This is a genomic window from Streptosporangium fragile (assembly GCF_039534445.1).
GTDB classification, from domain to species: Bacteria; Actinomycetota; Actinomycetes; order Streptosporangiales; family Streptosporangiaceae; genus Streptosporangium; species Streptosporangium fragile.
The window spans coordinates 79,096-99,663 of record NZ_BAAAVI010000009.1; the positions used below are offsets into that span (position 1 = coordinate 79,096).

The window sequence follows — 20,568 nt, forward strand, 5'->3', positions numbered from 1 at the left end:
CGCTGCCTCCGAGGTATCCGCGCCGGTGGCGGGCTCGCCGGACGCAGACGCGACAGGTACGGGCCCGACGGGTACGGGCTCGACAGGCGTGGCGGGGTAAGGGGACCAGGTCCGGGACCGGCTCAGCGGGCGGCCGCCGTCGCGGTGCCTGCGGCCCCGGCGAGGTGGGCCGCGGAGCGGGAGAGCCGGTCCAGGGCCCCGGGCAGGCCGGCGTGGAGCAGGCGGCCGGCGCGCTTCACGACGCGGCCCGCGACGATCACGCTGTCCACGTCCGCGGTGCCCGCGGCGGTCACCACGGCGGCCACCGGGTCGTGGGCCGGGGCCATGCCGGGTGAGTCGGCGCGCAGGATCACCAGGTCGGCCTGCTTGCCCGCGCGCAGCGACCCGATCCGGTCGGCCATGCCGAGGACCTCGGCGCCCTCGATCGTGGCCATCCGCAGCACCGCGGCCGCGGTGAGCGGCTCGCCGCGCAGCCGCGCCGCGGCGAAGGCGGCCCGCATGACGGAGAACATGTCGCCCGGCGCGTCGGTGACGGTGTCGACGCCGAGCCCGGTGGGGATCCCGAAGCCGCGGAACCGCCCGGTCTCCGGGTGCCCGTGCCCCATTTGCGCCTCCACCACGGGCGCGACCGAGGCGGTGCCGCCGCTGTCCGCGACGAGCTTCATCGCCTCGTCGGAGAAGCCGTTGCCGTGCACGAACATGACGTCGGGCCCGAGCAGGCCCGCGGCGTGCAGCCGTTCGACGGCGCCGGTCCCGGTGGCGTGCAGGCTGATCCGCAGGCCGAGCTCGCGGGCCAGCCGCCAGTCGGCCTCGGCCGCGCGGACCGACCCGTAGACGGGGCCCCACGCCGCCAGCGCGGGCGTCACGAGCCCGGATCCGGCGAGCGACGCGACGCGACGCACCTCGTCCTCGCGGCGCGCGCCGTCGTCGGCGGCCGGGTGCGCGTAGCCGAACACGGCGCGGATCCCCGTCTCGCGCAGCGCGTCGAGCGCGGCGTCGGTGTGGGCCGGGGTGAGCTGGATGTGCGACCAGTCGTAGACCGTGGTGACGCCGGCGTCGAGCGCCTCCAGCGCGCCCCAGAGATTCGCCGCGTGGACGTCTTCGGCGCGGAAGGCGGGGGCGAACCCGCCCAGGACGAGGGTGAGGTAGTCGCCGAGCGTGGCGTCGGCCGCGACCGAGCGCAGCACGCTCTGCCAGACGTGCCGGTGGGTGTCGACGAGGCCGGGCAGCACGATCCGGCCGGTGCCGTCGACGATCTCGGCCCCGGCCGCGGCGAGCCCGGGACCGACCGCGGTGATGACCCCGTCCTCGACGAGCACGTCGGTCGCGGGCATGACGTGGGGGTCCGGCTCGGTGTCGATCACGGTCGCGTTGGCGATGAGCAGGCGCACAGCGGTTCTCCCTTTTAGCAAAGCAAGTAAAAAAGCTTTCACGAAAGCTATCAAGGGAGAGAGCTATCCTCAAGCCATGGGTCGGCAGGAGGTGGCGCGGCGCGACCGCGTCGACGAGATGATGGACGGCTGGCGGGCGGAGATGCCCGAGGCGGCCACCGTCCAACTGGAGATCATCAAGCGCGCCTCGCGTTTCAAGGCCCTCGTCGAGGAGGTCACCCAGTCCGTGCTCGGCGAGTACGGGCTGACGTACGCGGAGTTCGACGTGCTGGCGACGCTGCGCCGGGCCGGCGCCCCCTACCGGCTCAAGCCCAGCCGGCTCGCCGAGCGCTCGTCGCTCACCACGGGAGGGACGAGCAACATCCTGCAGCGGCTCACGGCCGCCGGCCTGGTCGAACGCGAACCCGACCCCGCCGACGGCCGCAGTTCCTGGGTGCGCCTGACGGATCTCGGCGCGCGGCGGGCCGAGGAGCTGGCCATGGCCACGACCGAGGCCCACAGGGACCTGCTGGCGGGCGTGCCCGACGAGACCGCGCGAACCCTGGCCGACCTGCTGCGCGAGGTGCTCGTCACGCTCGGAGACCGGGCCGCCCCCTCGCCCCGGTCCTGACCCGGGCCCGGGGCGGGATCAGGCCTCGGCGGGCTTCGGCGGGGTGAAGACGCCGAAGAGGTTGCCGGAGGTGTCGCGGAGGTAGGCGAAGTCGGGGCCGTTGGGGTTGTCCAGCAGCTTGAACGTCACCTCCCCGCCCAGGGCCTCGACGCGCGCGCAGGTGGCCGCGGTGTCCGCGACGACGACGGAGAAGACCGCGTGGCCGGGCGCGGCGCCCCCGGTGGCGTAGATGCCGCCCTTGGGACCGTCGGCGCCCGGGCAGCCGATGAGCCGGTAGTCCATTCCCCCCTGTGCCGCGTCCTCGTCGGCGGTGAAGGACCAGCCGAACAGCTCCCCGTAGAACTTCTCCGCGCCCTGCGGGTCGTCAGTGGCGATCTCGAACCAGGCGACGGTGTTGATCATCAAGTGTCTCCCTAACCGGTTTTCTCGAACACGTCTACGATGAACCGGCTCGGCGACAGCCCTATGTCGGTGTTTTCCGCCGGATTCCGACGGCTCTCAGTCGAACTCCGGGCTCCGCATGACCACGTCGGGGAGGTGCGGGGCGAAGCGCTCCGGCGGGTGCTCGGGGGCGGTCTCGTCGGTCTCCTCGGCCCAGCCGATGCGGTCGAGGCGGAAGACCCGGACGTCCTGCCTGAGGCGGCACATCCCCACCAGATACCAGTGGCCGCCCCGGCCGCCGACGAAGATCGCGGGCTCGACCTCGCGGACGGTGGTCCGGCCCTTCTGGTCCTCGTACCGGAGCCGGAGCACGCGGCGGTGGAGCAGCGCCTGCTCGATCACCCGCGACACCCGGGGGTAGGGCTCCGGTTCGACGATCATGTGCACCCGGGCCGCGAGCTCCCTGGCCCTGGCGCCATCGGGCGGCGACATCGCGGCGATCAGCTTGCGCAGCGCCCCGCGGGCGTGGAAGGCGAAGGGGTTGTCGCCCGCGCGGCCGAGCGCCACCGCGACGGCGACCGCCTCGGCGGGGGTGAAGTTGAGCGGGGGCAGGGACATCCTCTTGTCGAGGGCGTAGCCCCCGCGCCTGCCCGGCTCCGCGTATATGGGGACGCCGGACTGCTGGAGCGCGGAGATGTCGCGCTCGACCGTGCGGGGACTGACCTCGAACCTCGCGGCCAGTTCACGCGCCGACTTGCACCGGGGCGCGACGGCGCGAAGCTCCTCGACAATGGCGTAGAGCCGGTCGGTGCGGTTCACACTCGCCACGCTACGCGTCCGTACCGACAATCTCCTCCAAGGGGATCTCACCGGCCGGTTGAACAGACAAAACCGCCCCGATAGCCTGTTGCGACACATCTCATTGGAGCTCGATGGCCGCACGACCGAAACACCCACTGGCCGCACCGCAGAACCAGCCTCGCAAGCTGGCCTCCACGTCCTCGGGCATCAAAGCGTCGCAGGTCGTCACCCTCACCGGCATCGGGGTGGTCGCGCTGCTCCTGGTCGGCTACTGCGCGGCGCAGGGCGACTACGAGGAGGTGGGCGCCGAGTGCGTCGACCTCAACAGCCGCCAGCCGGACGGCACGTACACGATCGTGGACGAGGACTACTGCGACGACGACGACAGTTCCGGCTCCCACTACAGCGGCTCGCGTGGCGCCTACAGCTGGTACTACGGCGGCACCAGGAGCGGCGGCCACATCAGCCGCGGCACGACCGTGCGTCCCGCGGACGTCAGGATCGTCAGCCGCAACGGCACCGTGATCCAGCGAGGCGGCTTCGGCGGCCGCGGCGGATCGGGCAGCGGGAGCTGATCCGGCGCAGATGAGACGCGAGACCGCGCTCCCCCGCGACGGCTGGGAGAGCATCATCGAGAGCCAGGGCCTGGCCTACCACCGTTCGGCCCACCCCGCCGGCCTCGATCGCCCCTACTGGGACGAGGGCGTCCAGTACGTCTTCTCCATGGACGAGATCCTCGACCTGGAGAACCAGGTGGAGGAGCTGCACCGGATGTGCCTGCACGCCGTGGAGCACGTCATCGCGCACGGCCGCTACGCCGACTTCGCCCTTCCCGAGTGGGTGGCGTCGGAGGTCGCCGCCTCCTGGGAGCGCAACGACCCGCACCTGTTCGGCCGCTTCGACCTGCGCTACGACGGCACCGGACCGGCCAAGTTGCTGGAGTACAACGCCGACACCCCCACCAGCCTGCTGGAGAGCTCGGTGGTGCAGTGGTTCTGGCTACGCGACCGCTACCCCGACGACGACCAGTGGAACTCCATCCACGAGCGGCTGATCGCCCGGTGGCAGCAGATCTCGGCCGGCCTGCCCACCGGACCGGCGCACTTCGCCTGGACCAACATGGACTCCTCGGGCGAGGAGGCGATGACCGTCGCCTACCTGCAGGAGACCGCCGAGCAGGCCGGCCTGAAGACCGTCGCGGTGGCCATGGAGGACATCGGCTGGGACGGCCTCAACCTGCGGTTCGTCGACGTCGAGCACCGGGTGATCCGCACGCTCTGCAAGCTCTACCCGTGGGAGTGGGTGATCGCCGACCCGTTCGGCGCGCACGCGGTGCGCCAGCAGGTCTCGATGACCTGGATCGAGCCGCTGTGGAAGATGCTGCTGTCCAACAAGGCGCTGCTGGCGGTGCTCTGGGAGCTGTACCCGGGCCATCCCAACCTGCTGCCCGCCTACCTCGACGGTCCCCGCGACCTGTCCTCCTACATCGTCAAGCCGCTGCTCGGCCGCGAAGGCGCGAGCATGCGGATCGTGACCCCGGGCGACCGCGTCGAGACCCCCGGCGGCTACGGTGCCGAAGGTCACGTCTACCAGGAGTTCCAGGCGCTGCCCGACTTCGACGGCTGGCGTCCCGTGCTCGGCGCATGGGTGATCCACGACGAGGCGGCGGGAGCCGGGATCCGCGAGACCTCCGGGTTGATCACCGATGACACCTCGTCCTTCGTCCCCCATCGCATCGAGCTCTGAACCCTGCACCCCACCGAGCTCTGAGTCCTGGAAAGAGAAACCATGAGTCCCACCCCCGCGCCGGCCCCGTCGCTCCTGCCCCCTGCGGTCGGCACCGAGACGATCTCGCTCGTCGAGACCCTCGGACGCGGCGCGCTGGCCATCGCCGCCTACGCCGCGCTCGGCGTGATCCTGCTGATCATCGGCTTCTACGTGATCGACCTGGCCATTCCCGGCAAGCTCAGCAAGATGATCAAAGAGGACCGCAATCCCAACGCCACCCTGCTGACCGGATCGGGACTGGTCGCCGTCGGGCTGATCGTCGCGGCCTCCATCTGGTCCTCGGGCGGCGCCCTGCACGAGGGTCTGCTCGCGACCCTCGTCTTCGGCCTGGTCGGCATCGGCGTGCAGACCGTGGCGATGATCGCCTTCGACAAGGTGGCGGGGATCTCGGTGCGCGAACTGGTCCGGGAGCCCGACCTCCAGCCGGGCGCCCGGCTCCTGGCAGTCACCCACCTGGCCATCGGCCTGATCACCGCCGTCGCCGTCATCTGAGCGCCGCGGCTGGCGCATCCCGCGCGACCTGGCACCCTTAGGGGCGTGAGGGAACGGAACGAGCCAGTGGTCCGGCACAACGACGTCGTGGCCGGCGCCCGCGCGAAAGATCCCATGCTGGATCAGATCCGCCAGGACACCACGCGGCGACTGGAGCGGGCCATGGGCACACTGGGCACGGCCGCCATGGCCCGGATGGACGAGCGGCTGATGTGGTTCCGTGCCCTGTCCGCCGAGGACAGGTCCTGGGTCGGCCTGGTGGCCCAGGCGGGGATCGCCGCGTTCGTGGAGTGGTTCCAGCACGCCGGCGAGGGGCGCCTGACGCCCAGCATCGAGTTCTTCGGCACCGCGCCCCGGGAGCTGAAGCGCTCCATCTCGCTGCAGCAGACCGTCGACATCGTGCGGGTCGTGGTGGAGGTGGTCGAGGCGCAGACCGGGGAGCTGGCCGCCCCCGGCGGCGAGGACCAGCTGCAGCAGGCCATGCTCCGCTACACCCGCGACGTGGCCTTCGCCGCCGCCCAGGTCTACGCCCGGGAGGCCGAGGCCCGCGGGGCGTGGGACGCCCGGCTGGAGGCGCTGATCGTGGACGCCCTGGTCAGGGGCGAGGTCGACGACGGCCTGCACTCGTGGGCCGCCGCGCTCGGCTGGACGTCCTCCCCCGTCGTGGTGCTGGCCGGGCAGACGCCCGACGACGACGCGCAGGCGGTGATCGACGGGCTGCGCGAACGGGGCCGCAGGTCGGGGCTCGACATGCTGGCCGGGGTGCAGGGCGACCGGCTGATCGTGATCGTGGGCGGGGCCGACAACGTCGCCGCGGCGGCCAGGCACGTGGTGCCGCGCTTCGGGCCGGGGCCGATCGTGATCGGCCCCGAGGTGCCCGACCTGCACGCGGCGGCGAGTTCGGCGCGGGCGGCGATGGCGGGGCTGCGGGCCGCCGCGGGGTGGCCGGACGCTCCCCGGCCGGTCCACGCCGAGGATCTGCTGGCCGAGCGGGCCATCGACGGCGACGCCGACGCCCGGGCCCAGCTGATCGAGAACGTCTACCTGCCGCTGGTCGGCACGCCGCTCCTCGACACGCTCGCGACCTATCTGGAGCAGGGCACGTCACTGGAGGCGACAGCCCGCCTGCTCTTCGTCCACCCCAACACGGTGCGCTACCGCCTGCGGAAGATCACTGAGCTGACCGGCTACCAGCCGACGGAGGGAAGGTCCGCCTTCACCCTGCAGGTAGGGCTCATTCTGGGACGGCTGTCCGAAACAGCCGTAATCTAAGCGCCTTAACGTAATCTTCGCGAAACCCCAGTTGTGGGATTCCCACAAAAAGGTGAGGATAAAGTTCGTCCGGATCTCCAGCCGTGTATCGAACCCCTACAGGGCAGGCTGGGTTTCGTGCTCGTCATCGTCGCTCCGGGCCAAGGCGCCCAGACTCCAGGTTTCCTGAATCCGTGGCTCGAACTACCGGGCCTGGCGGACCGTCTGGCCGCGTGGTCGAATCTCGTCGGGCTCGACCTGGTCGCCTACGGGACCACCGCCGACGCGGACGAGATCCGTGACACCGCCGTCGCGCAGCCTCTGCTCGTGGCCGCCGGGCTCGCGGTCGCCGAGGTCCTCGGCGCCTCCCCCGACATCGTGGCCGGGCACAGCGTCGGTGAGTTCACCGCCGCCGCCCTGGCCGGGGTGCTCACCCCCGAGCAGTCCCTGAGCCTCGTCCGCGAGCGCGGCCAGGCCATGGCCAAGGCCGCCGGGATCACGCAGACCGGCATGTCCGCCGTCCTCGGCGGGGCCGAGGAGGAGGTGCTGGCCGCCATCGCCGAGCACGGTCTCACCCCCGCCAACATCAACGGCGCCGGGCAGATCGTGGCCGGCGGCACGCTGGAGCAGCTGGCGGCCTTCAAGGAGGCGCCGCCCGCACGCGCCCGGGTGATCCCGCTCTCGGTGGCCGGGGCGTTCCACACCGTGCACATGGCCCCGGCCGTCGACCACCTGCGCGAGGCCGCCGCGGGCGTCACCCCCGCCGACCCCACCGTGACCCTGCTGTCCAACACCGACGGCGCGGTGGTCACGAGCGGCGCCGAGTTCCTGCGGCGCCTGGTCTCCCAGGTCGCCAACCCGGTCCGCTGGGACGCCTGCATGGCCACCATGGCCGACCGCGGCGCCACCACGATGATCGAGCTCCTCCCGGGCGGAACGCTCACCGGCCTGGCCAAGCGCGCGCTGCGCGGGGTGACCACGGTCGCCCTGAAGACCCCCGACGACCTGGAGACCGCGCGCCGGGCCATCTCGTCCCACGAGTCCAACGAGGAGCGGTGATCGGCCGATGAAGATCTCTCAGGGAGCTCCGGGCGCGAAGATCCTGGCCTTCGGCCACTACCAGCCCTCCAAGGTGGTCACCAACGACGACCTGTCGGCGACCATGGAGACCAGCGACGAGTGGATCCAGAGTCGCGTCGGCATCAAAGAACGGCGGATCGCCCCGGACAACGAGTCCGAGATCGACCTGGCCGTCCAGGCGGGCGGCAAGGCGCTCGCGGCGAGCGGTCTGTCGGCCTCCGACATCGATCTGGTGATCGTCGCCACCTGCACCCTGGAGGCCCAGATCCCCAACGCCGCCGGCCGGGTGGCCACCCGGCTGGGCATCGACGCCCCCGGCGCGTTCGACGTCAACACCGCCTGCTCCGGCTTCTGCTACGCGCTCGCGGTCGCCAACGACGCGATCCGCGCGGGCTCGGCCACCAACGTGCTGGTCGTCGGCACCGAGAAGCTCTCCCAGTGGATCGACTGGACCGACCGGTCCACCGCGGTGATCTTCGCCGACGGTGCGGGCGCCGCGGTCGTCGGCCCCTCCGAGACCCCCGGGATCGGCCCGGTGGTCTGGGGCAGCGCCGGCGACAAGTTCGACGCGATCATCATCAAGGACCGCGACTCCTTCCTGCACCAGGAAGGTCAGACCGTGTTCCGCTGGGCGACCACCGCGCTCCACCCGGTGGCCAAGGAGATCTGCGAGCGTGCCGGGGTCGACCCCGCCGACCTCGCGGCCTTCGTGCCCCACCAGGCCAACCTGCGCATCATCGAGTCGATCGCCCGCAGGCTCGGCGCCGACAAGGCCGTCGTGGCCAAGGACATCGTCCTGGCGGGCAACACCTCGGCGGCCTCGATCCCCCTGGCCCTGTCGAGGATGATCGAGCGCGGCGAGGTCCAGTCGGGCGGGCTCGCCCTGCTGCTGGGCTTCGGCGCGGGCCTGACCTACGCGGGTCAGGTCATCGAGATCCCCTAGAGCCTCCATCCAGTTCCTCCGCCCGGGTCCCCGGGCGGAACCCGAGAAAACCGATTCCAAGGAGAACACGCGACATGGCTCTCAGCGAGCAGGAGATCCTGGCCGGCATCGGCAAGATCATCAACGAGATCACCGGGATCCCGGCCTCCGAGGTCACCCCGGAGAAGAGCTTCGTCGACGACCTCGACATCGATTCGCTGTCCATGGTCGAGATCGCCGTCGCCGCCCAGGACGAGTTCGGCGTCGAGATCCCCGACGACCAGCTGAAGCACCTGAAGACCGTCAAGGACGTCATCAACTTCATCCAGAACTGAGACGCCCGATCCATTTCCCGCATTGACCCGCGATTCACAAGGAGCGCAGAAGTGAGTACAGACCAGGTACGTGTCGTCGTCACCGGGCTCGGCGCGACGACGCCCCTCGGTGGGGACGCCGCCTCGACCTGGTCGGCGCTCCTCGCCGGTCAGTCCGGGGTCCGCAGCCTCACCGAAGACTGGGTCGACTCCGTCCCGGTGAAGTTCGCCGCAGTCGCCGCCGTCGACCCGGCCGAGGTGCTGCCCCGGCCGGAGGCGCGGCGGCTGGACCGGGCCGAGCAGTTCGCGCTCATCGCGGCTCGCGAGGCCTGGGCCGACGCCGGAATCGAGAAGGTCGACTCCGAGCGCCTCGGCGTCGTCGTGGGCAGCGGTATCGGAGGCATCACCACGATCCTCGCCGCCTACGACACCTTCAAGGAGAAGGGCTGGCAGCGGCTCTCGCCGTTCACCGTGCCCATGCTGATGCCGAACGGCGCCGCGGGCTGGATCGGCATCGAGATCGGCGCGCGCGCCGGCGTCCACGCCACCGTGAGCGCCTGCGCCACCGGCGCCGAGTCGATCGGCTACGCCATCGAGATGATCCGCTCTGGCCGGGCCGACGTGGTCGTGGCCGGTGGCACCGAGGCGGCCATCCACCCGCTGAACATCGGGTCCTTCGCCGCCATGCGCGCCATGTCGACCCGGAACGACGAGCCCGAGCGCGCCTCGCGTCCGTGGGACAAGAACCGCGACGGCTTCGTCCTCGGCGAGGGCGCCGGCATCCTCGTGCTGGAGTCCGAGGAGCACGCCCGCGCCCGCGGCGCCAGGATCTACGCGGTGGCCGCCGGGGTCGGCTACTCGGCCGACGCGCACCACATCGCCCAGCCCGAGCCCACCGGCGCCGGGGTCATGCTGGCCATGCGCCGCGCCCTGGAGAACTCCGGCCTCACCGGTCAGGACGTCAAGCACGTGAACGCGCACTCCACCTCCACCCCCGCGGGCGACGTGGTGGAGACGATGGCGATCCGGGAGGTCGTCGGCAGCCACCCGCTGGTCAGCGGCACCAAGTCGATGACCGGCCACCTGCTCGGCGGCGCCGGCGGCATCGAGTCGGTCTTCACCGTCCTCGCCCTGCACCACCGGCGCGCGCCCGGCACGATCAACGTGGACGACCTCGACGACGGCATCGACGTCGACATCGTGCTCGGTGACGCCCGCGCGCTGCCCGACGGCCAGATCGCCGCGATCAACAACTCCTTCGGGTTCGGCGGACACGACGTCGCCGTGGCCTTCACCAGCGTCTGACAGGGAGCTCATGATGACTGTGCTCGACAACAGGGTGGTGGACGAGGCCTCCGACAAGGAGCCTCTCGATCCCCGTGACCCCCAGACGCGCCTTGCGGCCCTGCTCGACGAGGGCTCGATCCGGCTGATCTCCCCGGTCGACCGCAGCGGCTTCCTCGCCGCGATGGGCCGCGTGGAGGGCGTGCCGGTCGTGGCGTTCGTCAGCGACGCCCGTGTCCAGGGCGGGGCGATGGGCAGCGAGGGCTGCGAGCACATCGTGCACGCCTACGACGTCGCCGTTCGTGAGCGGGTGCCGATCATCGGCGTGTGGCACTCCGGCGGCGCCCGGCTCGCCGAGGGCGTCGAGTCGCTGCACGCGGTCGGTCGCGTCTTCGCCGCGATGACCCGCGCCTCGGGCGTGGTGCCGCAACTGTCGGTGGTGGTCGGCCCCGCGGCCGGCGGCGCCGCGTACGGTCCCGCGCTGACCGACATCGTGATCCTGGCCGACGAGGGCCGCATCTTCGTCACCGGTCCCGATGTGGTCCGCAGCGTCACCGGCGAGCAGATCGACATGGCCGCGCTGGGCGGTCCCGAGCCGCACAGCAAGCGCAGCGGCGTCGTGCACGTGGTCACCAAGACCGAGACCGACGCCTACGTGCAGGCCAGGCGCCTCGCGGTGCTCCTGGGCCACCAGGGCCGGGTCCGCACCGAGGTGGAGGAGGTCGACTTCTCCGGCCTCCTGCCGGAGAACGTGCGCCGCGCCTACGACGTGAAGCCGCTGGTCAAGGGCCTGCTCGACGAGCCCGGCGTGGAGCTGCACGCCAAGTGGGCGCCCAACGTCGTCACCACCCTGGGCCGCCTCGGGGGCCGGACGGTGGGCGTGGTGGCCAACAACCCGATGCGCCTGGGCGGCTGCCTGGACGCCGCGTCGGCGGAGAAGGCCGCACGGTTCGTCCGTATGTGCGATGCCTTCGGGGTGCCGCTCGTCGTCCTGGTGGACGTCCCCGGTTACCTGCCGGGCGTCGGCCAGGAGCACGACGGCGTGGTCCGCCGCGGTGCCAAACTCCTGCACGCCTTCGCCGAGGCCTCGGTACCGCGGGTCACGCTGGTGACCCGCAAGGCCTACGGCGGCGCCTACATCGCCATGAACTCCCGCGCCCTCGGGGCCACCCGGGTCTTCGGCTGGCCGACGACCCAGATCGCGGTCATGGGGGCGGTCGCGGCGGTCCGCATCCTCAAGCGTCGCGAGCTCGCCGCCGCCCCCGAGGAGGAGCGCGCGGCCCTGGAGGCCAAGCTCGCCGAGGAGCACGAGATCCTCGCCGGCGGTCTCGACCGGGCGATCGAGCTCGGCGTGGTGGACGAGGTCATCAAGCCCGAGGAGACCCGTGGCGCCATCGCCAGGGTCCTTGCCACGGCCACCCCCGCCCGGGGCGCCCACGGCAACATCCCGCTGTAGATCCCCGCGATCCGTGGTCTGAGCCCCCGCGGGCCCCGCCGGCGGGGGCTCGTGCGTTTTCCCGCCTCCGCTCCCGGCGCCCGCACGCCGCACCGGAGGCACGGGGTCGCGATCACCGGATCACAGGCCGCCTGCACGGGGCTGAGAGGGCCCTGAGGGGCGCGGGGAACGCGGGGAAGCCCCCTTTCCCCCGGAGACCGGAAAAGGGGACGGAGCGGGCTTTCAGCGCGCGGAGCGCAACGTACCGGATTCCGGGCGGCGGAATCGACGCGCGGGCCGGTGTGGCGACGGGAACGGGTGGGAAAGCACAGACCCAGGAGGCGCTGACCGTCGGGGAAGCGCAGAGCGGTGGGGAGGCACGATCCGGCAGAGGCGGACCCACCGACCGGGAAGACGCAAGCCGGCAGAGCGAGCCGGTGCGGCGAGAAGACGCGGGCCGGTGCGGCGACGGGCCTGCGGGCCGGGAAGGCGCGATCCGGCGGGGCACGGAACGGTGGGGAGGCGCGATCCGGCGGGGCTGGAGCCGGCAGGGGCCGGCCGGCGAGGCGCGGAGCGGTGGGGAGGCGCGATCCGGCGGGGCCCGCGGGAGGCGGGCGGCGCAGGGCACGGCTCAGCGCGACGCGGCGGGAGCCCCGGATCAGACGGCGGCGTGCAGCCAGCGCACCGGGGCGCCCTCACCCGCGTGGCGGAACGACTCGAGTTCGGCGTCCCACTGCTTGCCCAGGAGCCGGTCGAGCTCCTCCTCCAGCACCACGCGGCCCTGGCGGGCCTGCAGCATGACGGAGCGCAACCGGTCTTCGGGGATCAGGATGTCGCCCGAGGCCCCGATCACCGCCGTGAAGGCGCCCAGGGACGGGGTGTAGGCGTGCCGGGACCCGTCGACGCCCGGCGAGGCGTCCTCGGTGATCTCGAAGCGGATCCGTTGCCAGCCCATCAGCGACGAGGTGATGGCCCCCGCGGTCCCCGGCCGGCCCACCCACTCGGCCTGCGCGCGCACGTGACCGGGCGCGGCGGGCTGCGGAGTCCAGGTCAGGTCTACGGGCACGCCAAGAACACCTGCGACCGCCCATTCGATATGAGGGCACAGCGCAGGCTGAGCTGAGTGGACGTAAAGCACGCCACGAGCAGACACCGGACCTCCCGTTTCGTACGAGGTGCGCCTTCCCCAACGGCCTCATACCAGGATGATCACAAGTGACTGAAGGAGAGACTACCGTCGGTTGTGACGCCGCACCAGAGGGGGGTCATACCGAGATGTTGCGACGGGAGCACTTGACCCGCGGCATCCTCGGGAAGGAATCAGGACCCAGCGAGCCGGTGACCGACCCCGGAGGACCAGATGGACGCCGACGTCGAACAGGTGGAACCCGTCCCCGGAGCGCCCGCTCTGATCAGGAGGGGGCAGGTGCTCACCGACGCCTCCGGCGCCGCCGCCCTCGCCCCGTGGACCGTCGCCGTCGTCGAGGTCGAGGGGATCCACCGGGTACGGCTCTCGCCCGGCGTGGACGTCTGCGATCTGGTGGTCACGCTGCGGGAGCGGGGCGTGCGCGCCACCCCCAACCACGTCCTGGCGGGCCAGCCGCTGTTCTTCGGCGGCCCGGCGTCCCGTCCCTTCCCCACCGCGGCTCTCCCCGCGCCCGGGGACGGCAGGGCCGGCGCGGACGGCGTCACGGTCGCCCTGGCCGACACCGGTCTGGCCGACCACCCGTGGTGGCGGAAGAGCCCGTGGTTCCTGGAGCGCGGGCACGACACCGTCGAGGTGCCGGACTCGGACGGCGACGGCGTGCTGGACCCCCAGGCGGGACACGGCACGTTCATCGCCGGGCTGATCGTGCAGTCGGCCCCGGGGGTGCGGATCCGGCCGATCCGCGTGCTGAACGGCCACGGCGTCGGGGACGAGGCCGGGCTGCTGCGGGTCCTGCGCAGGCTCAGGACCGCCCCGCCCCAGGTGCTCAACCTGTCCTTCGGCGGGCACACCTTCGACGACCGCCCCTCCCCGCTGGTCGAGGCGGCGCTGGCGGAGCTGGCCGGCACGGTCACGGTGGCCTGCGCGGGCAACACGGCCTCGGATCGGCCCTTCTGGCCCGCGGCCTCGCCCCAGGTGATCGCGGTCGGGGCGCTCGACGCGGCGGAGCGTGCCGGGGCGCCGTTCTCGGCCTACGGCTCATGGGTCGACGCCTGCGCCCGGGGCGAATGGCTGTCGAGCGCTTTCCCGGAGCACGGCGAGTTCCGCGGCTACGCCCGCTGGAGCGGGACCTCCTTCGCGGCGGCCCTGGTCAGCGGGGCCATCGCCGCGGCGGCGGTGGACCGGCCACCGCGGGAGGCGGCCGAGCACGTGCTCGATCCGGAGAGAGGAAGGCGGATCCCCGATTTGGGAGTCGCGGTGCCCATGCCAGGCTAAAGTCTCACCCAGAGTATTCGGATGAACACGTAAAGTGTTCATGGGGTTCCGGAGGTGCCGGTGAGTGACCAGCGCACGATCGACGGCGTCCTGGCGGGCGACCAGCAGGCCTGGGACGCGCTGGTCGCCCGGTTCACAGGCCCGCTGTGGTCGGTCGTCCGCGCCTACGACCTGAGCCCGGCGGACGCCGCGGACGCGGTCCAGGGCACGTGGCTGCGCCTGGTCGAGAGCCTGCACACCATCCGCGACCCCGACCGGATCGGTCCCTGGCTGTTCACCACGGCCAGGCGGGAGGCCGCGCTGCTGGGCAGGCGTCACCGGGGTGAGCGGCTGGTCGCCGACCCCGCCGATGCCGAGCAGGCCCGCGCCGCGCCGGCCGACCCCTGGCAGTCCCACGGCGATCCGGCGCTGGCCGTGCTGACCGCCGACGAGGGCCGCCGCCTGTGGGAGGCCGTCGACGAGATGCACGAGCCGTGCCGCTCGCTGTTCCGCCTGATGGCCAGTGCCCCCGACGCGGGCGTGCGCCAGCTGGCCGGGCGCCTGGGCATGCCCAGCGGCAGCTACGGCCCCACCCGGGGCCGCTGCCTGAACCGGCTCCGCACCATGCTCACCGCCCAGGAGGCGACACCGTGACCCGACACCCGCCGACGATCGACGATGAGTTCCTGATAGCCGCGCTCCGCCTGGCCTCCGGCAACGACCCGGTGCCCGCCCGGGTGACGGAGGCCGCCCGTGCGGTTTTCGGCCTGCGGCTCCCCGGCGCGACCACGGCCCACCCGGTGGCCACGCCCCTCCCGCAGGGGGTGCGCTCGGCCGGGCGCCCCCGGCTGCTGCGGTTCAGCGCCGGAGAGCTCACGGTGGAGCTGGAGGTGTCGTCCCTGGACGGCCTGGTCGACCTGGCGGGCCAGATCTCCCCCTGCCCGGAAGTGGGCGCGCTGGTCGAGGTCCGCACCCTGCACGTCACCGAGTCACGCCCGCTCTCCCCCACGGGTCAGTTCGCCGTCACCGGTCTGCCCCCCGGCTGGTTCAGCGTGGTGTGCCACCGGCCGGAGCACCCCCCGGTGGCCACCAGCTGGACCCGGATCCGCCCGTAGGTGACCCCCGACGAGGCACTCACCGCCGCCGAGCACGCGGTCGAGCTGTCCGGCAGTGACCCGGCCCGCGCGCTCGCGCTCGCGCGCACCGTGCTGGCCTGCCTGCCCCCGTCCTGCACGGGTACGGCGACCCCCGCCGCGGGTACGGCGGCCCTTTCTCCGGGCGCGGTCGCGACCGTCGCAGGCGCGGCGGGCCCGGCGGCCACCGGCCGCGGGGCCGCCGGCCATGATGCCGGGGGCTCGGGGTGCCGGCGGTGCGAGGCGGCCGCGGTGGGGCACCGGGCCCTGGCGGTGGCGGCGCGGGAGCTGGGTGACCTGCCGCTGGCCGAGGAGCACCTCGGCCTCGCGGTGGATGTGGCGCTCACCGCCGGACTGCCGCACCGGGCGGCCCAGGCGCGCCTCTCACTGGTCCACGTCCGCACCGAGCTCGGGCACCCGGAGCAGGCCCTGGCCGTCGCGGCGGCCGCCGAGCCCGGCCTGACCCCGGCGGAGGCGGGCAAGCTCGACGTGCACCGGGCGGTGGCGCTGACCAGGCTCGGCCGCTACCGCGAGGCCGTCGAGCGCTGCGACCGCGCCACGGACGTGCTCGGCGACGACGTCAGGTTCCTGGCCGGGGCGATGCTGAACCGGGGGCTCGCCCGGGTGTTCCTCGGGGAGTTCGGGACCGCGGAGGCCGACCTGCGCCGGTGCGCGAAGCTGGCCGGGGACGCGGGCCTGGATCACGTGCTCGCGCTGGCCGAGGGCAACCTGCCGTTCCTGGCGGCGCGGCGCGGCGACCTGCCGGCCGCGTTCACCGCCTACCGGCGGGCGGAGGAGACCCTCCTCGGTTACCCGGAGCGTCTGGCCACCGTCCGCTGCGACCTGGCCGAGGCGCTGGTCGCCGCCCACCTGCCCGGCGAGGCGCGAGCGCTGCTTGACATGGCGGTCCCGGAGCTGGCCGCGGCGGGCGCCGAGGCGGCCCTCGCCGAGGCCCGGCTGCTGCTCGCCCAGGTCGAGCTGGACACCGGCGACCCGCGCCGGGCGCGGGAGAACGCGGAGCTGGCCGCGGCGGGCCTGGCGGCCCAGGGCCGGGTGGTCCTGGCGCCCCTGGCCGCCGAGGTCCTGCTGCGCGCCCGGCTCGCGCTGGGCCCGCCCTGCCGGAAGCTGCTCGCCGAGATGCTCTCCTGTGCCGACACCCTCGACAGCGCGGGACACCGGAACGCCTCGGCCGCGCTGAGGCTGACCGCCGCCGAGGTCGCGCTCCGGCTGGAGGACCGGGCGGCCGCCGACCGGCAGTTGGCCCGTCTCATCCGCTCCGCGCCCGGAAGCGTGGCCCGCCAGGCGACGGCGCTGCGGCGGGCGCTGGCGGGAGACCGGCGCGGGGCGCTCGCCGCGGTACGCGCCGGCCTGGCGCGGGTGGGCGCCGACACGAGGGCGCTGGAGGACCCCGTGGTCCGCGCGCACGCCGTCAGGGCCGGTGAACCGCTGGCCGCGCTGGGGCTGGCCCTGGCCGTGGAGACCGGGCGGGGCCGTACGGTGCTGGCCTGGGCCGAGCGGTGGCGGGCGGTCGCCGGGGGCGGGCGGCCCGTCGCGCCCGCGCTGGCCGCGCTCCGGGCCGCGCTCGGGGAGTCGGCGCTGGTGGAGTTCGCCCGCCACGCCGGTGAGCTGATCGCCGTAGCGGTCACCCCGGCTCGCGTGGCGCTGCGCCGGCTGGGCCCGTTCGAGCCCGTCGCCGAGGCCACGGTCCGCCTCCGGTACGGCCTGCGCCGGGCTCACCTGCTCGACGGGACGGTCATCCGGCCCGGCGCGGAGGTCGGGGTGGAGGCCGCCGAGCTGGAGCGCCTCCTCTTCGGCCCGCTACGCGGCCTGGTGGGCGACCGCGCGCTGGTGGTCGTGCCGACGGGGTCGCTGCACACGCTGCCCTGGCCGCTCCTGCCGATGAACGCCGACCGGCCGGTGACCGTGGCGGCGAGCGCCGCGGCCTGGCTGGCGGCCCACCCGGCACCGCCCCCGCCCTCTTCCCGGCCCGCGGAAGGCGTACGGAACACCGGGAGCGGGAAAGGCGCGGGGAGTGCGCAGGGCGCGGAGGCCACGCGAAGCGCGCGGGGGGTGCGGACAGCGCGGGACGCACGGCGTGCGGAGGGCGTACGGGGCGCGCGGTGCGCGGAGACCGTGCGGCCCGCGCGGGTGGTGGCGGTGGCCGGCCCCGGGTTGCGGTGCGCCGGCGCCGAGGCGGACGCGGTCGGCGCGTGCCACCCGGGAACGGAGCGGGTGGCCGCGCGGCGGGCAGAGGTGCTGGCGGCGCTGGAGCGAGCCGACGTCGCGCACCTGGCGGCGCACGGGATCTTCTCCCCGCGCAGCCCGCTGCTGTCGAGCATCGGCCTCGACGACGGCTCGCTGATGGCCTACGACCTGCTGCGGCTGCGCACCCCGCCCGAGTTGGTGGTGCTGTCGGCCTGCGACGCGGGGATGGCGCACGCCCCGGCCGACGGGGCGCCGCTGGGGCTGGCGGGCACGTTCCTCTCGCTGGGCACGCGGTGCGTGATCGCCAGCCTGGTGCCGGTGCGTGACGAGGAGACCCTGACCCTGATGACGGCCTTCCACGAGGCGCTGGCCGCGGGCGACCCGCCCGCCCTGGCGCTGGCCGCCGCGGGCGGCAAGACCGGCGTGGCGGGTTTCGCCTGCTTCGGGTACGGGGATCAGCCGGTGGCGACCGGCCGGGAGGGGTCGCCCACCCAGTCGGACCACGATCCGGCGTAGAGGGCGGCGGGGATGCCGGCCACCTCCAGGGCCAGCACCTGGTGGGCGGCCGTCACCCCGGAGCCGCAGTAGGCGCCGACCTCCACGCCGGGGACGGCACCCAGGGTGTTGAACCGCTCGCGCAGGAAGTCGGGCAGGTGGAAACGGCCGGAGGGGTCGACGTTCTCCCCCGTGGGCGCGCTCACCGCGCCGGGGATGTGCCCGGCGACCGGGTCGACCGGCTCGACCTCACCGCGGTAGCGTTCGGCCGCCCGGGCGTCCAGAAGCACCCCGTCGGCGGCGAGCCTGCCGGCCTGATCGGCGTCGAGCACGGGCATCCCGCCGGGGCGGGCGGTGAAGTCACCGGGTTCGGCGGTCTCCTCCCCCGCGGCGAGCGGCCTGCCCTCGGCGGCCCACGCGCGCAGGCCGCCGTCGAGGACGCGCACGTCGGGGTGGCCGAAGTGGCGCAGGGTCCACCAGGCGCGGGCGGCGGCGGTGGAGTCGGCGGCGTCGTAGACGACGACGGGCCGGGAGCCGGAGACCCCGAGGCGGCGCATCGCCTCCTGGAACGCCTCCGCCGAGGGGAGCGGGTGGCGGCCGCCCCGCCCGGGGGGCGCGGCCAGGTCGGTCTCCAGGTCGCAGAAGACCGCGCCGGGGATGTGCCCCTCGCGGTAGGAGTCGATCCCGGGCGGCCCGCCGAGCTTCCACCGCACGTCGAGAACGGTGGCCTCGGCCAGACCTGCCAGTTCGGCAGGAGTGATCAGCGGACTCAACGGGTGCTCACCTCCAGGAGCGGCACGTACTGTTCTGCGGGTGTGAGCGAGCCGTGACAGCCGATGAACGATGATTGGCGCGGCTCGGCGACCGAGGCGACGATGGCGGTGTCCGCGTACGGCACGGCGACGACGTCACCGATCCTCGGCAGCCACTCGGGGCGGACGCGGGGCCCGAACCAGCCGGAGTCGACCGCCTCCTCCCGGGAGACCACCCAGGCCCTGCCGGCGAGGACGCCGCGCCAGGTGTCGAGGACGGCTCCGGCCCGGCCCGGTTCGGCGTAGACGTGCCGGGCCCTGGCCTCGCCGCCCAGCAGGGCGACGCCCTCGCGCAGCGCCGGGACGGCGTCCACGTCGATCCGGTCGGCGACGTTGACCATGCCGTGGTCCGCGGTGACGTACATCGCCGAGCCGGGCGGGAGCGTCTCGGCCAGGCGCTCGGCCATCCGGTCGACCAGGGCGAGCTGGTCGAGCCAGGCGGGGCTGCCCCAGCCGTCCCGGTGACCGGTGGAGTCGAGGTCGCCGTAGTAGACCGAGACGTGGGCGCGGGGCTCGGCCAGCGCGTGGCGGACCGCGGCGATCCGCTCGTCGATCTCGTCGGCGCCGACGAAGGTGACGCCTCGGTAGACGGCCCTGTTGAAGCCGGTGGTCTCGAACCTGGCGGGGCCGACGTAGCTGATGGGGACGCCGGCCGCCGCGGCGCGCTCGTAGACGGTCGGGACGGGCTGCCACTCGGCGGGCTCGACCGGCGGGCCCGCGCCGGTCCAGCTCAGGCAGTTGAACAGGTAGCCGGCACCGGGCACGGCGAGCTGGTAGCCGAGCATGCCGTGCTCGCCCGGCGGCATGCCGGTGCCGAGGGTGCCCAGGCTGGTCGCGGTGGTGGCGGGGAAGCCGGCGGTGAGCACCCTGCCGAGCCGGGACGAGAGGAACGGCGCCGTCTGCGGATGGGCCCGGAGCAGCTCGGCGCCCATGCCATCGACGAGGAAGAGCAGGACGCGCTTGGCCGGGGCGAGACCGAGGGGGTTGGCCTCGCCCATCCCGACCACGGCGAGCAGCGAGGAGGACAGGTCCGCGAGGGAGGCCGCGCCGTACGCGGGGACGAGAGGCGTCATGAGGCGGCGCGGGCCGTGGCCTCCGACAGTGCCTTGGCGAAGGCCAGCACGTGGGAGACCGCCTCGGGGCCGTCGGCCGCCTCGCTCACCCGCAGGGAGAGGTCGTCGGCCGTGACGGCGCCGGTGTATCCGTGGTCGGCCTCGCAGTTCTCGTCGCCGCAGGTGGCCGGCTCCAGGTCGACATGGGAGATGGCGCCCCAGCCGATGGTCAGCGTGACCTCCGTGGGCGGCACGCCCGGCACGTACGAGGCGGGATCGGGGACGACCCGGGTGACCGCGACCGACTGGATCCGGCTCAGGCGCACGGCCTCGGTGGTGGTGGACGCGTGGGAGGCGGCTCCCTCCGCGGGCGGGTGCTCGTCGGTGTGGCAGACGAGCAGCCGGGTGGGCGAGAGCACCAGCACCGTGACGTGCCTGCGGACCTCCATGGCCGGGTCGAAGGTCGCCTCGTGGTGCACGACGTAGGCGTTCACCTGCTCCTTGCCCAGGGCGGATTCGACCGCGTCGGCGACCAGGTCGGGGTAGTAGCCGCTGCGGTCGATGGCCTCGCGCAGACCGGTGGACGAGAGTCGGGTTTCCCTCATGGGTCCATCCTGCCCTGTCCGGGGCAGCGCTTTCACCCTGAGCGGGCCGGGCCGGGCCCGTGGTGCGAATCGTGATCGTTCCGCGCCGCCGCCCCGTCTCAGGACGGAGATCACCA

At 73.6% G+C, this 20,568-nt stretch carries 21 protein-coding genes; 14 read left to right on the top strand and 7 right to left on the bottom strand.

Annotation, left to right across the window (positions count from 1 at the left end):
- Positions 1-122: 122 nt before the first annotated feature.
- A complete protein-coding gene (locus tag ABD841_RS08480) occupies positions 123-1,391 on the bottom strand; it encodes an amidohydrolase family protein (RefSeq protein WP_344969526.1) in 1,269 nt (422 codons plus the stop codon).
- Positions 1,392-1,467: 76 nt separating this feature from the next.
- On the opposite strand from ABD841_RS08480, the gene ABD841_RS08485 reads away from it, so the two are divergent.
- Positions 1,468-2,001 (top strand): MarR family winged helix-turn-helix transcriptional regulator, encoded by a 534-nt coding sequence (locus ABD841_RS08485; RefSeq protein WP_344969528.1) that lies wholly within the window; start codon positions 1,468-1,470, stop codon positions 1,999-2,001.
- Between the two features lie 18 nt (positions 2,002-2,019).
- Here the strand turns inward: ABD841_RS08485 and ABD841_RS08490 are convergent, their stop codons facing one another.
- Together ABD841_RS08490 and ABD841_RS08495 are read right to left on the bottom strand one after the other, a co-directional pair.
- Positions 2,020-2,403, bottom strand: coding sequence for a VOC family protein (locus ABD841_RS08490; RefSeq protein ID WP_344969529.1), 384 nt, complete (start codon positions 2,401-2,403; stop codon positions 2,020-2,022).
- Positions 2,404-2,499: 96 nt separating this feature from the next.
- Positions 2,500-3,201, bottom strand: a complete 702-nt coding sequence (locus tag ABD841_RS08495) for a helix-turn-helix transcriptional regulator (protein WP_344969531.1) — start codon at positions 3,199-3,201, stop codon at positions 2,500-2,502.
- 113 nt (positions 3,202-3,314) lie between these two features.
- Here ABD841_RS08495 and ABD841_RS08500 point away from each other — a divergent pair, with 113 nt between their 5' ends.
- From ABD841_RS08500 to ABD841_RS08540, 9 genes are all read left to right on the top strand, one after another.
- On the top strand, positions 3,315-3,758 hold the full coding sequence (locus ABD841_RS08500) for a hypothetical protein (RefSeq protein WP_344969532.1): 444 nt from the start codon (positions 3,315-3,317) through the stop codon (positions 3,756-3,758).
- Between the two features lie 10 nt (positions 3,759-3,768).
- The gene (locus ABD841_RS08505) at positions 3,769-4,929 is read left to right on the top strand and encodes a glutathionylspermidine synthase family protein (RefSeq protein ID WP_344969534.1); all 1,161 of its coding nucleotides are present in this window, start codon (positions 3,769-3,771) and stop codon (positions 4,927-4,929) included.
- A gap of 42 nt (positions 4,930-4,971) precedes the next feature.
- Positions 4,972-5,463: a DUF350 domain-containing protein gene (locus ABD841_RS08510; RefSeq protein WP_344969536.1), complete on the top strand. Its 492-nt coding sequence runs from the start codon at positions 4,972-4,974 to the stop codon at positions 5,461-5,463.
- A 114-nt stretch (positions 5,464-5,577) separates the two neighbouring features.
- Entirely contained in the window at positions 5,578-6,735 is a 1,158-nt protein-coding gene (locus tag ABD841_RS08515) for a PucR family transcriptional regulator (protein WP_344969631.1), read from the top strand.
- A 117-nt stretch (positions 6,736-6,852) separates the two neighbouring features.
- Complete coding sequence (locus ABD841_RS08520) at positions 6,853-7,773, top strand: ACP S-malonyltransferase (RefSeq protein WP_344969537.1); 921 nt, start codon at positions 6,853-6,855, stop codon at positions 7,771-7,773.
- A gap of 7 nt (positions 7,774-7,780) precedes the next feature.
- Positions 7,781-8,737 carry a beta-ketoacyl-ACP synthase III gene (locus tag ABD841_RS08525; protein WP_344969539.1) on the top strand — a complete coding sequence of 319 codons (957 nt, stop codon included), beginning with the start codon at positions 7,781-7,783 and terminating at the stop codon, positions 8,735-8,737.
- Positions 8,738-8,811: 74 nt separating this feature from the next.
- Positions 8,812-9,051 carry an acyl carrier protein gene (locus ABD841_RS08530; RefSeq protein WP_344969540.1) on the top strand — a complete coding sequence of 80 codons (240 nt, stop codon included), beginning with the start codon at positions 8,812-8,814 and terminating at the stop codon, positions 9,049-9,051.
- A gap of 51 nt (positions 9,052-9,102) precedes the next feature.
- Positions 9,103-10,335 (top strand): beta-ketoacyl-ACP synthase II, encoded by a 1,233-nt coding sequence (gene fabF, locus ABD841_RS08535; RefSeq protein WP_344969542.1) that lies wholly within the window; start codon positions 9,103-9,105, stop codon positions 10,333-10,335.
- Between the two features lie 13 nt (positions 10,336-10,348).
- Entirely contained in the window at positions 10,349-11,770 is a 1,422-nt protein-coding gene (locus tag ABD841_RS08540; protein WP_344969543.1) for an acyl-CoA carboxylase subunit beta, read from the top strand.
- Between the two features lie 637 nt (positions 11,771-12,407).
- On the opposite strand, the gene ABD841_RS08545 is transcribed toward ABD841_RS08540, so the two are convergent.
- Complete coding sequence (locus ABD841_RS08545) at positions 12,408-12,902, bottom strand: DUF3145 domain-containing protein (protein WP_344969545.1); 495 nt, start codon at positions 12,900-12,902, stop codon at positions 12,408-12,410.
- A gap of 207 nt (positions 12,903-13,109) precedes the next feature.
- On the opposite strand from ABD841_RS08545, the gene ABD841_RS08550 reads away from it, so the two are divergent.
- From ABD841_RS08550 to ABD841_RS08565, 4 genes are read left to right on the top strand one after another with little or no spacing between them, the layout of a single operon-like run.
- A complete protein-coding gene (locus ABD841_RS08550) occupies positions 13,110-14,171 on the top strand; it encodes a S8 family peptidase (protein ID WP_344969546.1) in 1,062 nt (353 codons plus the stop codon).
- A 60-nt stretch (positions 14,172-14,231) separates the two neighbouring features.
- A complete protein-coding gene (locus ABD841_RS08555; RefSeq protein ID WP_344969547.1) occupies positions 14,232-14,804 on the top strand; it encodes an RNA polymerase sigma factor in 573 nt (190 codons plus the stop codon).
- Entirely contained in the window at positions 14,801-15,265 is a 465-nt protein-coding gene (locus ABD841_RS08560) for a hypothetical protein (protein WP_344969549.1), read from the top strand. Before ABD841_RS08555 ends, ABD841_RS08560 begins: the two co-directional genes overlap by 4 nt.
- The gene (locus tag ABD841_RS08565) at positions 15,266-18,004 is read left to right on the top strand and encodes a CHAT domain-containing protein (protein WP_344969550.1); all 2,739 of its coding nucleotides are present in this window, start codon (positions 15,266-15,268) and stop codon (positions 18,002-18,004) included.
- Here ABD841_RS08565 and ABD841_RS08570 read toward each other — a convergent pair.
- Genes ABD841_RS08570 through ABD841_RS08580 form a run of 3 tightly spaced genes read right to left on the bottom strand, consistent with a single transcriptional unit; the run spans position 17,944 to position 20,452 of the window.
- A complete protein-coding gene (locus ABD841_RS08570) occupies positions 17,944-18,756 on the bottom strand; it encodes a sulfurtransferase (protein ID WP_344969551.1) in 813 nt (270 codons plus the stop codon). The genes ABD841_RS08565 and ABD841_RS08570 overlap by 61 nt on opposite strands.
- On the bottom strand, positions 18,753-19,868 hold the full coding sequence (locus tag ABD841_RS08575; protein ID WP_344969553.1) for an alkaline phosphatase family protein: 1,116 nt from the start codon (positions 19,866-19,868) through the stop codon (positions 18,753-18,755). The genes ABD841_RS08570 and ABD841_RS08575 overlap by 4 nt, the downstream gene beginning before the upstream one ends.
- Positions 19,865-20,452, bottom strand: coding sequence for a DUF5998 family protein (locus ABD841_RS08580; protein WP_344969554.1), 588 nt, complete (start codon positions 20,450-20,452; stop codon positions 19,865-19,867). Before ABD841_RS08580 ends, ABD841_RS08575 begins: the two co-directional genes overlap by 4 nt.
- Between the last annotated feature and the right edge of the window lie 116 nt (positions 20,453-20,568).